We start from the raw sequence: 13,019 nt of genomic DNA, 5'->3' as shown, positions 1-13,019 counted from the left end.
CCTATTCCTTCACCCCGATCACCACCGACAGGGAGCAGTGATAGGGCATGTCTGCGTGACTGCCGGAGCACCAGTTGATGTCGTTGGAGCTCTGCGGCCGGTACAGCGGCGTGTCGCCTTCGTCGCGCTGGCACACGCAGCGTCCGCAATTGCCCTTGCCGCAGCAGTCGTTGTAGGAGATCACGTAGTCCTTGCCGTCCGCCGGGTTGCGGCAGGTGCCGATCCAGGTGATGTCCGAGCGCACGGTGCCGGGCGGGCAACTGGTGGGCGAACCGCCGCAGCAGCCACAGAGGAAGCCGTCGATGGCGCAGTAGCGCCAGTAGTCGCAGCTGTTGGAGTCGCCCTCCGCCACCAGGCCGCTGGCGGATTGGGCGAAGGCGTTACTGCGATACACCGGCAGCAGCGTGGTCGCGCCGACGCCGGCCAGCAACGTGCCGAGCCCGCCAAGGAACCCGCGCCGGGAGGTTTCCCGCGCCGTGCGCCGGGTGAAGAGTTCGGTGGCTTCGTCAAACCATCGGATCGCCATGTTCAGTGCACCTGCTGGTAGAGGGAAGGTTCGGCCGCCTGCCGCGAGGCCTGCCAGGCCTGGATCGAGGACACGCCCAGGGCCTGGGCCTCGAACAGGCTTTCCAGGTGCTCGCGGGTGTTGACCAGGCCATGGGCGGCCACGCTGCCGGCGGCGTCGATCAGCACCGCATAGGGCAGCTTGCTGATCTGGTAGGCCAGGCCCACCTCGCGGGACAGCAGGTAGGGGAAGTCCTGAAGCCGCTGGGCGGCGATGAAGGCCTCATGGGCAGCGACCTCACCGTCGCTGGCCAGCACGACGCGCAACCGCGCCCCCTCCCGCCCGCGTACCGAGCGCAGTACCGGCAGCAGGGTCTTGCACACCGGGCAGGTCTCGGAGAGGAAGAACAACAGGGTCGACCGGCCCCGCTCGCTGGCCCCGCCCAGGTTGACCGAGCCGCCGGTGAGGCTGGGCAGGTTGAAGCGCGGCGCGGTCTCGCCCGCCTTGATGGACTTGCCCAGGGACAGCGCACCCACCGGGCGGATGCGCTCGTGCAGCAGGCCGATCTGGCGGGCCAGGGCCCAGACGGCGATGGCCAGGCCCAGGGTGGTCAGCCAGGAGAAGATGCAGGAGATCATCAGTGCGTAGGTCATGGCGTGTTCAACTCGTGCAGGGAAGTCCGATTGGCGACCAGCAGGTTCGCCAGCAGGTAGAGGGCCAGGCCGCCACACAGGGCGCCGGCCAGGCTGATGGCGTCGAACCACACCAGGGGGCGGCTCATGGTCGGCAGCAGCAGGGTCAGGGCGGGCAACAGCAGCACCAGGTTGCGCAGCGCCAGGGCCAAACCGGGCGCCTGGGGGCGGCCGCCCCAGTGGCAGCCACAGTCCTGGATTGCCGCTCCGCGCCTCGCCGCCAGGGCGAGCACCACGGCATAGAGCGCCAGCAGCGCCACGGCTGGCAAAGCCGCCAGGGGCCACCAGACACTCGCCACGACGCCGGCGGCAGCCAGCAGTTCGAGGGCCGGCACCAGCACCTTGAACAGCCCGTTCAGCTTCATCAGTGGGCCGCCGAACGCCGCACCGTAGCCCCGCAGCACCAGGGCGAAGCCCTGGCCGTCGCGGACCTTGTGCAGGCCGGCGGAGCCCAGCAGCAACGACAGGCCGCCCGCGCTGGCGAAGTGGACCAGGGGGTCCTGGAGAAAGGCCGCGATCACCATGGCGCCACCAGGTTCATGAAGCCCAGGGGGATATCGCCGATGCTGCGCAGGTGCTCGCCGCTGTCGGCGTCGTAGAGGTTGATGCCCTGGCGCAGCAGCGGCCCCAGGCCGGCCTCGCCCTCGGTCAGGTAGATCCAGGCGGTGAACAGGCTGGGCATGGGCACCAGCCAATCGAGGCTGTACAAGCGCGGCCGCTCGCCCTGGCTGACGCCGATGGCGGTGCTCTGCTCCTCCAGTTCGACCCGCGCCAGGCGCCGTTGCGTGGCGACGTCGTAGACCCAGACCTCGGTGCCCGGCTTCTGGTAGTTCTCCGGCTTGTCCTGGTGCATCAGCACGAACAGGCGCCCGCTGCGTTCGTGCAACGCCGTGCCATGGTTGCCGGCCACGCCCCAGCCATCGGCGCGCTCCTCGTCGCTGACCAGGGACCACTGCCGCGTGGTCTCGATGCCGTCGGGCGTCATGCGGATGCCGTAGGCGTGGTTCTGCTGGGAGACGAAGTACCAGGTGTCGCCATGGCGCACGCCGGTGGTGAGGATCAGGTCCTTCAGCGGATCGAACGCCGGCGCGGTGCGCGATTGCACGCGTACCTGCCCGGCGTCGTCGAGGCCGAGGTGGAAGAAGCCGCCATTACCGCAGATGGCGTAGAAATCGCGCGGGCCGGCCGGATAGATGGAGGCGCAGCCCGGTGTCGGCACTTCGCCAACGAAGCGCCGGGATTCCAGGTCGACGATGGAAATGGACTGGGCCGGGGTGAAGTTGAGCACCAGCAGGAAGCGCTCGTCGTCCGAGAGGACACTCAGCCCGGTGGAGATCAGCGCCGTCATCCGCTTGGCGGGAATGGCGATCTCCTGCTTCGGGCTCAGGGTGCGGGCGTCGTAGACCGTCACCAGGTCCGAGCGGGTGCCACGCACACCACGGCTGAAATGGATCTCGGCGGCGTAGAGCTCGTCGCGGGTGCGGGAGAAGACCAGGCCGTTGGACCAGATACCGGTGTTCAACTGGCCGAGGTTGCGGCCGTCGTCGTCGAACAGGTAGGCGCGGCCATCCACCATGTTGGGGGCGTTGCTGCCCCAGATCCAGAACCAGCCCTGGCCCTTGTGGTCCCCCAGCGTTTCCACATGGGCCTGCTCCGGTTGGAAGGTGGCCACGGCGGGAAGCGCCAGGGCTGCAAGCGACAGGCCGCACAGCAGGTTTCGCAATGAAGGCTTCAGCATGGGGTCATTCCGATGGCGTCAATCGAGGGCCCGGCGGGTCGCGCCGAGCCTGCAGTCTAGGGACAGGGGCGTGGCGCCGGCTTGGCGGGCCGCGTCACCCCGTTTGTCATCTGGCGTCAGGGCCGTGGCAGCACGCCCGCGGGCCCGAACAGCAGCAGCTCACCGTTGGCCCGGGGCGCCAGCGCGGCCAGGTTCAGGCGGTCGTCGCGGATCGTCGCGGTGAAGCGCCCTACCCCCCGGTCCGAAACGCCCACCAGTCCACCGTTGCCCACCAGCGCCACGCGCCCATCGGGCAACTCGGCCAGGGCCGTGACGGCCTCGTGGGCGCCGCTGTCCAGTTCGCGCCAGGTGTCGCCCTGGTCGTCGCTCAGCAACACGCGGCCGCTCATGCCCGCCAGCAACACGCGACCGTCACGCAACCCGAGCCCCGTCCACAGCGAGCCACTGGCCCGGGTATCCAGGGTTTCCCAGGTCGAGCCGCCATCCTTCGAGCGGTAGGCATTGCCCGCCTCGCCGGCGATGAAGAGGCTGCCCTTGGGGCCGGGGAAGACCTGGTTGAGGTGGTAATCGTCGCCCTCGGCGCCCAGGTTCAGGCGCTGCCAGCTGTTCCCGCCATCGCGGGTTTGCGCGGCATAGCCGTAGGCGCCGGTGACGATGCCGTGGCGGGCATTCTCGAACCACACCGACAGCAACACGGGCTGGCCTTCCAGGTCCGCTTGGCGGGCCCAGGTCTCGCCGCCGTCTTCGCTGCGCAGCAACAGGCCGCCATGGCCTACGGCCCAGCCGTGCCCGGCATCGGCGAAGCTGACGGCGGTGAGCAGGCCGTCCACCGGCACGGCGCGGGCCTGGCGCCAGGTGTCGCCATCCTCGGAGAGCACCACCACGCCGTGGTCGCCCACCGCGGCCAGGCGCTCGCCGGCGCGGGCCACGGCTACCAACGGGGCGAACTGCGGCGCGGCCAGGGGCATGGCCGACGCGCCGCCCGCCTCGGCCTGCACGCTGCCTGCACCGGCCAGGATCAGCGCCACTAACAGCGGGCGCAGGGATTCAATCGCGGACATCGACGGTCCTCCTTCTCAATGCGCGAGCAGGGGCGCGCGTACCGGCCCCCGTCGTGGAATCAGGGTGTCCAGCATCACGGCGATAGCCGGCAGCAGGGTGATGGCCATGATCATGTTGACCATGAACATGAAGGTGAGCAGCAGGCCCATGTCGGCCTGGAACTTCAGCGCCGAGAAGGACCAGGTGGCGACGCCGACCGACAGGGTGAGCGCGGTGAACACCGTGGCCACGCCGACTTCCCGCAGGCCCTGCTTGAAGGCGCTGACGATGTCCTGCCCTTGCGCCAGGTGCATCTGCAGGCGGTTGTAGATGTAGAAGGCGTAATCCACGCCTATGCCCACCGCGAGCACCATCACCGGCAGGGTGGCGACGGTCAGGCCGATATCCAGCGCCTTCATGAACCAGTAGCCGAGGAAGGTGGCCAGGGTCAGCGGCAGGCAGCAGGCGACCATGGCCCGCCAGTCGCGATAGACGAGGAACACCAGCAGCACGATGGTCAGGTAGACGTAGAGCATCATCGGCAGCTCGGAGGTCTCCACCACTTCGTTGGTGGCCGCCTGCACGCCGGCGTTGCCGCTGGCCAGGCGCACCGTCACGCCGTCCAGGGAATGCTCGGCGCGATAGCGCTGCACCGCCTGCACCACCTCCTTCAGGGTGCTGGCCTTGTGGTCGGCCAGGTACAGGTTGATCGGCAGCAGGGTGCAGTCCTCGTTGTACAGGCGCAGGGCCTCGGGGACCTGGCGCACCGCTTCACCCAGGGAGAGCTCGTCCAGCGGCAGCGCGGCCCATTTCGGGTTGCCCTCGTTGACGCCGGAGGCGGACAGCTTGGTCAGGGCCGGCAGCGACTGGGCTGAGAGCACGCCGGGGACGTTGCCCAGATACCAGGTGAGGCGGTCCACGTAGGTCATCACGTCGTGGCGGTAGCAACCGCCTTCGGGGGTTTCCACCGCCACGGTGAAGAGATCCAGGCCGAGGGCGAAATGGCTGACCACGCTTTCCACATCCTGGTTGTAGCGCGAGTCCGCACGCAGCTCCGGCGCGCCGGGCAGCACGTGGCCGACATGGCGGCCCTGGCTCTGCCACACCGCCAGGACCATCAGCCCCAGGCACAACAGGCTGCCGATGGCCGCATTGCGTGGCTCGGCGATGCGCCCGAGGCGAACCATGGCGCCGTCACGCCAGCGACGCAGGCGCTCCACCCGCGCCACGTAGGCGGCGTCGAAGCGGAAGTAGCTGGCCAGCAGCGGCAGCATGATGAGGTTGGTGACGATCTTGTAGGCCACGCCCACCGAGGCGGTGATGGCCAGTTCGCGGATCATCGGGATGGGCACCAGGGCCAGGGTGGCGAAGCCGACGAAGGCGGTGATCAGCGCCAGGGTGCCGGGAATCAGCAGGCCGCCGAAGCTGCGGCGGGCGGCGGTCATGCCATCGGCGCCGGCGCAGACCTCCCGGGAAATGAAGTTGACCTGTTGCACCCCGTGGGACACGCCGATGGCGAACACCAGGAAAGGCACCAGGATCGCCAGCGGGTCGAGTCCGTATCCCAGCAGGGTCAGGGTGCCGAACTGCCAGACCACCGACACCAGCGAGCAGAACAACGGCAGGAAGGTCAGCACCCAGGAGCGGGTGTACCAATAGACCGCCAGCGCGGTGAGCACGAAGGCCAGGAAGAAGAAGCCGACGACGCTACTGGCGCCCGCGCCGATATCGCCCATCTGCTTGGCGAAGCCGATGATCTGCACCTCGTAATCGCCATCGGCGAAGCGGGCGCGCAGTTCATCTTCCAGTTGCTGGCTGAAGGCGAGGTAGTTCAGGCGCTTGCCGGTCTGCGGGTCGGGGTCCGCCAGTTCGGCCATGACCATGGCGCCCGAATGGTCGTTGGCCACCAGGCTGCCGACGAAACCGCCGACGAGGGTGCGCTCGCGGATACCGGCGATGGCCCGGTCATCGAGGGTGCCGACGGTGACATCGCCACCCACCACGTCCTCGGCCTTCATGCCCTCCTCGGTGATCTGCACCGCACGGGTGTTGGGCGTCCAGAGCGAGGTGACGCTGCGCCGGTCGATCCCCGGCATGAAGAACAGCGCCTGGGTGAGGTCATGCAGGCGCGTCAGCGCCTCCTTGTTCCAGATGTCGCCTTGCCTGGCGTGCAGCACCACGATGATGCGGTTGGCGCCGAACAGGACGTCGCGGTACTGATTGAAGGTCTTGATGAAGGCGTGCTGCTGCGGCAGCTGCTTGTCGAAGCCGGCCGACATTTCCAGGCGCAGGGCGAACAGCCCCATGACCAGGGTGACGACGGCCAGCACGCCCAGGGTTGCCAGACGCTGGCGGAAGAAGAAGCGCTCGAGCGCCCATACGAGTGAAGCCAACATGGAATGCCTCGATTCAACGCAGGCCCCGGCGGCGCGCCGGGCCGGATTGACTCCGGCCGACGCGCCCCGTGGCCACCGCTGGGTCAGAACGAGTAGGAAAGGCTGCCGGCGAGGAAGTCGCGGTCGGCCATCAGGTTGTTGCCACCGCCACCCCAGTACTGCACCCACTGCAGGTTGCCCTTCCAGCGGTCGCGGTAGTTGAACAGCACGGAGGTGGTGAGCGACTTGCGCCCCTCGACGAAGGGCATGGCGTTAGGCGTGGTGCCGTTGACGTCGTGGCTGAAGTCCAGCTGCGGTGTCACGGTGATGCCGCTGCCGAACAGGTCCGGGTAGTTGATGCCGATCTCGGCCACATAACCCCAGCTGGTCTTGTCCGGCAGCGAGTAGTCCGGCAGGAAGTACGGCGTCTTGCCGGAGGTATCCAGCCCCGGATAGCGGGTGACCACCGCCTCGGCCAGGATGAAGCCGTCGGAGGCGCCCAGGCTGCTGGGAATGAAGCCCAGCGGATCGTTGGCCGAGAAGCTGTAGATGGCGTTGACGTTGGCCTGCCACTTCTCCTCCTCGACGAAGCCCCGGTGGACCCCGGTATCGAACACGCTGTTAGGATTGAAGCCGCCGCTGAAGGCCCGGCCGAAGGGCACCGTCGGGTCGACGCCGACACTGTCGTCGGGTCGATAGGACAGCTCGCCGGCCACCGCCACCGGACCGACCATGGTGTTCATGGACAGGCCGAACAGGTCCTTGTCTTCGCCGTAGTTGATGAAGAAATTGTCCACCACCAGGTTGTCCGGATCGGTCAGCGCCGTGTAGCCGACGAAGGGCAGCTTGTCGTGGTAGCGCTGGTAGTAGAAGCCGAACTCGGTCTCGATGCTCTCTGCGGTCCAGCGCAGCGCCAGGCCGTACTGGCCGCTGTTCTTCGCCTCACGCTCGCCGCCGTAGGGAACGGCCAGCCCCAGGGCCACCAGCGTCGCATCGTCCAGGCCGCTCACCAGCGGATCGCCGCAGTGACCGGTTGGCGTAACGGCGGCACAGGTCCCCGCGCCGAGGAGGCCGTCCACATAGTCGGTGGGGTAATAGATGGGACGCCGCCCCTCCCCCACGATGTCGGCGGTGGAGAAGTAGGTGCCCACCGGATCCAGGCCATAGGCGTTCCATCTGAACTGGTAGTAACCCTCCATGCTCAGGGTGTCGGTGAGGCCCACGCTGAAGGACGCCATGGGCGCGGGGATGAACACCTCTTTCAGCTGGGTGCCCGGGGTGTGGTACTTGGGCAGGCTGAGGGCGTTGATCTGGTTGATGCCGCCGGTGACGAAGATCTCCTCGCCCCAGCTGATCACCTGGTTGCCGACCTTGACCTTGGCCGGCATGTCGCCGATGTCGAAGCTTTTCGCCACCCACAGGTCCAGCAGGTCGAAGCGCTCGGTGGCGTCGCGTCTGGCCTGGTCATCCAGCTCGGTGCGCCGCGTGTTGTCCATCTTGAAGTCCTTGGCCCAGGCGACCCGGCCCAGTGCGCTCCAGCCGTCGCCGAACTTCAGGCTCAGCTCGTGGGTGCCCTTGATCACGTGGGAGAACACGTCGTGCTTGTGGTAGTTCAGGTTGCCGTCGTCGGCGTTGCTGTAGTTGATGTCGGCGTTGGCGTAGCCGTTGCCCCGGCCGAGGTTGTAGTAGCGGCCCAGTTCGTTGCTGGTGCCGTTGTTGCAACCGCCGTTGTCGCCGCCCAGCAGGCGGCAATCCGGGGATTCCAGGCGCGTGGCGAAACCATAGGAAAGCGTCGAGTCGAAACTGCCCGACAGGCCATCCTCGGAGCCGAAGGTGAACGCCTGGCCCGGCTGCGACCAGAGCACGCCGGAGGCTGCCAGCATGGCCAGGGTGAGCAGATTGCGGGCACACGGCGTTCCCTGCGCGGCCGGAGCCGCACATTGCTTGCGGTACTTCATCGAGAGGTTCTCCGGTCCGATCAACGCTCGCCGCGACGGCGCAGTTCGCTGGGGTTGAACAGGCTGTCGGTGACGCGCCCTTCCAGGCCCGCGGTCAGGTCGAGGACCTCGCCTTCCTGGGTGAAGCCGTCGGCCAGGTAGCGTCGCGCCACCAGGTCGTAGCTGACGTACTCGAAGCTGGTGCAGGCCTGGATGCCGGGATCGGCCCACTGGCTGCCTTCCTGGACCCGCCAGAGATTGCCCTTGGCGTCGAAGATGTCCACGTGCAGGAGGCCCCAGCTGTCTTCGTCGAAGTACATCACCCGCTTGGCGAACGAGTGGCGCTTGTCAGCCTTGACGCTCGCCTCGACCACCCAGACGCGGTGCTTCTCGTAACGCTGCACGTCGCGGTTCAGGTAGTCCGGGCCCATCAGGTCCTCGTACTTGTTGGCCTTGTCCACCAGCTTGTAGGAGTTGTAGGGCACCACCATTTCCTTCTTGCCGATCAGCTTGAAGTCGTAGCGGTCCAGGGCACCGGTGAACATGTTGATCTGGTCGACGAAGTACAGGCTGTCGCTGCCGGCAACCGGGTTGTCGTAGGCGAAGGATGGTGCGCGGCGCACCCGGCGTTGCCCCGGGAAGTAGATCCAGGCGTCCTGGGGGCGGTCCAGCAGGCTGTGCAACAGGTACATCTCGCCCGCGCGGGACGACGGCGAGAGTACGTCGTAGAGCAGCTTGGCCTCGATGCCGTCGGTGTCCGCCGGTGACTTCACCGCCGGGTCGTTGTAGGGGTAGTACTCGGTGGCCCACTGCTTGACCTCGAACAGGTCGCCGCCCTTTTCCCGCATCAGCAGCGCGATCTGCGCCCGACGCGCCTTGGCCATGTAGCGCAGCTTGAAGTTCCACAGCACCTCCACGCCGTTCTGCGGCATGGGGAACGGCACCGCCGCCCCCACGGCCTGCTCCAGGCGCCAACCATCGGCGCCGATACGGCTCTGCCCGGCGTTGGCGCGGGTGCGCTCGGCCACCTCGGCGGGTACCGCACAACTGCGGTGAGTCGGGTAGACATCCAGGCGATAACCCGGATAGGCCTTGATCAGCGCCGCCTGCCCTTCCGGTACCTGCGCCTGGTACTGGGCGAGATTGCCGGCATCGATGGAATACAGCGGTTTATCGGCGGCGAAAGGGTCGCCGTGCCCCGGTGTCCAACCGGCGGGCGCCCGGGTCAGGCCACCGTCCCAGGCGGGAATGCTGCCATCGGCGTTGCCGGCCTTTTCGGCGCCGATGGGGGTGAGGTCGCGGCCGAGACGGCTGGCGTCGACCGAGGGGGCGGCCTGCAGGCCGGTGGCGCCGAACAGCGCGCACAGTGCGCCGCCCAGCAAGGAACGCGGGAAGAATCTCATCGGTTTCTCCTGAGGTTTTTGTTGTGGTCTTTCAGGAACGCGGCACTCCGCGAACACTAAGGGTCAGCGAGAGGGCGAGGCCCGAGGCATGGAAGGGACGTGCTGCGTGAATACCGGCATCGTGTCGGTAGTGGGTGTCGTTGCGGTCATGGAACCGGCCCCGCTAATCTTGTTCTTGTTCGGGTGGGCGACCTGCTTGCGCTGGGAAAACGAGGCCAGTCATCACGACCTGGCCAAAATCTTCAGGCTCACCTTGGGCACAAAATTATTGGAAGGCCGGCGCCAAGGATTGCCCGCTCGCGCCAGCCCGTTTGGCATTCGGTGCCATGGGTTTCAGGGAGGCTACAAAAGGGGCACCGGCACCACCACCACTCATTGCCCTTGGGCAACGGGCAGTGGATGATCCGCGCCGGCTGCCCATGCCCGGCAACGAGGGATCGGCGGCAACACAAACAGACAGGCTGTGGAACACATGAGATCAGCGCGTACGGTCCTCTCCGAGAACTTCTTTCGTCGCTTCAGCGAAGTCTTCGCGCCACATCTGGCCGCGGTCGGACTGGACACCCGGATACTTGAAAGAGCGGACGTGGAGATTCCCGGCGAGCAGTACGTGGCGCTCTGGGAGGCCGCCGGAAAGACGAACCCCAATATCGGGCTCGTGCTCGGCAACCAGACCGAAGCGGATGATTTCGGCGCGCTCGGGCATGCCCTGCACTGCGCAACCAGTGTCGAAAAGGTCCTGAAGACGCTTCACCAGTTCATCGTGGTGTTTGCCCAGGAGTCGAGCTTCACCTACGAGACGGACGCCCGCTACGTCTACGTCGACTACCAGGTGACCGACCCGACCGTCATTCACCGAAGGCAGGACTCCGAGTTCGCCATTGCCTCGGCTTTCCGACAGCTCAACCTGATCACCAACAGCCCGATACGGCCGTCGCGCGTCGACTTCGAGCATGACCGGCCGGCCGACGTGTCGGAGCACAAGCGCATCTTCCAGTGCCCGCTGTACTTCAATCAGCCCACCAATCGGATCTACCTGCCCATCGAGACACTGAACCTGCCGGTGCCCCATGGCAACGAGCGCCTGTACAAGGCTCTGGAGCCCTACCTCGAAAAGGAACGCCACGAACGCTACATACCGGATGAGCTGCTGCTGCAGATCACCCGCATGATTGCCGCCGACATGAGCAGCGGCGTGCCCTCCCTGGTCGACATCTGCGAGCAGCTTGGCGTCAGCCGGCGGACACTGCAGCGACGCCTCAAGGAGCACGGGATAGAGTTCTCGTCGTTGGTGGAAGATGTACGCCGGGAGCTGGCGCTCGCCTACATGAAGGATTCGGAGTACTCCATGACGGAGATTTCCTTGCTGGTGGGCTACTCCGAGTCGGGTTCCTTCACCCGGGCCTTCCGGCGCTGGACCGGGCAGTCGCCGCAGCAGTATCGCGCCGCCAACCACCCCCTCTCCTGAGGTTCTCCAGCCAGGTGCCTGCCCCTTCCCGGCGCGCACCGTCCCTCCAGCGGCGCCTGCCTGGCGCGAACTGCTGAAAGTCCTGGCACCCCCTGCCAATTCACCGCCTGAGCCGCCCGCTACCCTGACCTTCCTGGCTCACGTCGGCCCGGGAGATCCCAGCGAAGGATGTAACGAGACTCCGCTCCCCATCCCGGCAAACCGACGGACACATCACCGGCAGAGAGTGAAAGCATGACCCATCGAGACCCGCGACTGGACAGCATGTCCTTCTGGCAGCACGACTATGGGCACTACTCGCCCAACGGCCCCCTGAAGGAAGACCTGAAGGTGGACGTGGCCATCATCGGCGGCGGCTTCACCGGCCTGAACACCGCCTGGCAGTTCAAGCGGGACAACCCCAACGCCCGCGTCGTGGTACTCGAAGCCGCCGTCATCGGCTTCGGGGCCAGCGGCCGCAACGCCGGTTTCAGTACTCGGCTCTTCGGACTCGAGCCCGAGATGGTGCTGCTGCGCTGGGGCAAGCAGAAACTGATCGATGCCCACCACTACCTGGACAAGGCGGTCGCCCACACGAAAGACCTGATCGAGGCGCAAGGTCTGCAATCGGATTACCGCCATACCGGCATGGTTCGCATCAGCTACTCCGGGAAGCAGATGGGCCGCCTGCAGAAAACCCATGAGCTGCTCCAGCAGCTGGGCATCGCCGGGGATCTCACGTGGCAGGACAAGTCCCGGGTTCAGCAGGACTTCCACTCCGAGCGCTTCACCGGTGGGATCTATGAGTCCAACACCGGCAACCTCAACCCGTGCAAGCAGGTTCGAGAACTCAAGCGCCTGGCCGAATCGGCGGGTGTTTCAATCCACGAAACCAGCCCGGTCACCGACATTGAAAGGACCGCCTCGGACATCGTGCTGAAGACGCCCGGTGGCAAGATCACCGCCGACAAGCTCGTGGTCGCCACCAACGCCTACTCCCGCCAGGTGCCGGACACCCGCAGGCTGCAGAACCGGCAGTACCCCCTCTGGACCTATCAGGTCGTCACCGAGCGCCTCACCGCGGAGCAATGGGAGAGCATCGGCTGGAAGGACCGACAGGCATTCGGCGACAACCGGCAACTGCTGCATTACTACCGCCCGACCGCCGACGGCCGCATCGTCATGGGTGGGGGCAACGCGATGGTCTACCGGACACCCGCCATGGACGAAGTGTCCTCGCCCATGAGCTGGCAGCACTGCGAAGCCCATTTGAAGTGGATCTACCCGCAACTGAAGGACGTACGAATCGCCTATCGATGGGGCGGCCCCGTCTCGGTGAACGTCGACATGGTCCCCGAGATCAGCTTCGTCGATGACGAACGCATCATCTATTCCGGCGGCTGCTTTGGCCACGGCGTAGCGCTGACGCACCTCAACGGCCGAACCATCGCGGACCTGCTCGATGGCCGGAAAACCGAACTGACGGACTTCTGGATCGTGAACAGAAAATCCATCTCCATGCCCAACGACACGCTGTCCTTCGTCGCTGGCCGAGTGGCCCGCAGGGCGCTCCAGGCGTTCGACTGGTGGGAAGAGCGAAGCCTGCAAGGCAGATGACAGAACCGCGCTGGCATCATGCGGCCCCGGAACGTCGGTACATGAGGCTACTCCAGCGAGACGAATTCCGTCCGCTCTGGCCGATAGCAGCCATCCGCGACCGGCTGCAACTGACCATTTCCGACTTACCAATAGATAGCCGCAGCAAGTTACTGCTGGCTGCGAAAACTCGTTGGACCGCATCATAGGGTCCGCTCCTCGGACAACCCGAAAACTCCTGCTCGGCCATACGAAGCTTGAGAGCACCGTCCGATACCTGGGGAT

10 protein-coding genes are annotated in these 13,019 nt (G+C 66.4%); 2 read left to right on the top strand and 8 right to left on the bottom strand.

The window, feature by feature from the left end:
• Nucleotide 1: 1 nt before the first annotated feature.
• The 8 genes from PCA10_RS11620 to PCA10_RS11585 all read right to left on the bottom strand — a co-directional run bounded on the left by PCA10_RS11620 (nt 2) and on the right by PCA10_RS11585 (nt 9,691).
• Entirely contained in the window at nt 2-520 is a 519-nt protein-coding gene (locus tag PCA10_RS11620; protein ID WP_041770661.1) for a methylamine dehydrogenase light chain, read from the bottom strand.
• An 8-nt stretch (nt 521-528) separates the two neighbouring features.
• On the bottom strand, nt 529-1,158 hold the full coding sequence (gene mauD / locus PCA10_RS11615) for a methylamine dehydrogenase accessory protein MauD (protein ID WP_016492272.1): 630 nt from the start codon (nt 1,156-1,158) through the stop codon (nt 529-531).
• Complete coding sequence (locus PCA10_RS11610; RefSeq protein WP_016492271.1) at nt 1,155-1,721, bottom strand: MauE/DoxX family redox-associated membrane protein; 567 nt, start codon at nt 1,719-1,721, stop codon at nt 1,155-1,157. Before PCA10_RS11610 ends, mauD begins: the two co-directional genes overlap by 4 nt.
• Nucleotides 1,715-2,935, bottom strand: a complete 1,221-nt coding sequence (locus PCA10_RS11605) for an amine dehydrogenase large subunit (protein ID WP_016492270.1) — start codon at nt 2,933-2,935, stop codon at nt 1,715-1,717. The genes PCA10_RS11610 and PCA10_RS11605 overlap by 7 nt, the downstream gene beginning before the upstream one ends.
• A 116-nt stretch (nt 2,936-3,051) precedes the next feature.
• Nucleotides 3,052-3,996 (bottom strand): WD40/YVTN/BNR-like repeat-containing protein, encoded by a 945-nt coding sequence (locus PCA10_RS11600; RefSeq protein ID WP_016492269.1) that lies wholly within the window; start codon nt 3,994-3,996, stop codon nt 3,052-3,054.
• A gap of 15 nt (nt 3,997-4,011) precedes the next feature.
• Nucleotides 4,012-6,372 carry an efflux RND transporter permease subunit gene (locus tag PCA10_RS11595; protein ID WP_016492268.1) on the bottom strand — a complete coding sequence of 787 codons (2,361 nt, stop codon included), beginning with the start codon at nt 6,370-6,372 and terminating at the stop codon, nt 4,012-4,014.
• An 83-nt stretch (nt 6,373-6,455) separates the two neighbouring features.
• A complete protein-coding gene (locus PCA10_RS11590) occupies nt 6,456-8,309 on the bottom strand; it encodes a DUF1302 domain-containing protein (RefSeq protein ID WP_016492267.1) in 1,854 nt (617 codons plus the stop codon).
• A 20-nt stretch (nt 8,310-8,329) separates the two neighbouring features.
• The gene (locus PCA10_RS11585; protein ID WP_016492266.1) at nt 8,330-9,691 is read right to left on the bottom strand and encodes a DUF1329 domain-containing protein; all 1,362 of its coding nucleotides are present in this window, start codon (nt 9,689-9,691) and stop codon (nt 8,330-8,332) included.
• Between the two features lie 472 nt (nt 9,692-10,163).
• Here PCA10_RS11585 and qhpR point away from each other — a divergent pair, with 472 nt between their 5' ends.
• Together qhpR and PCA10_RS11575 are read left to right on the top strand one after the other, a co-directional pair.
• On the top strand, nt 10,164-11,159 hold the full coding sequence (qhpR, locus tag PCA10_RS11580; RefSeq protein WP_041770224.1) for an AraC-like transcriptional regulator QhpR: 996 nt from the start codon (nt 10,164-10,166) through the stop codon (nt 11,157-11,159).
• A 234-nt stretch (nt 11,160-11,393) separates the two neighbouring features.
• Nucleotides 11,394-12,755, top strand: coding sequence for an NAD(P)/FAD-dependent oxidoreductase (locus tag PCA10_RS11575; protein WP_016492264.1), 1,362 nt, complete (start codon nt 11,394-11,396; stop codon nt 12,753-12,755).
• Nucleotides 12,756-13,019: the final 264 nt, after the last annotated feature.

It is taken from the genome of Pseudomonas resinovorans NBRC 106553, from assembly GCF_000412695.1.
GTDB classification, from domain to species: Bacteria; Pseudomonadota; Gammaproteobacteria; order Pseudomonadales; family Pseudomonadaceae; genus Metapseudomonas; species Metapseudomonas resinovorans_A.
The sequence above is the reverse complement of the archived record's forward strand: the minus strand, read 5'-3'. Positions and strand labels throughout refer to the sequence as shown.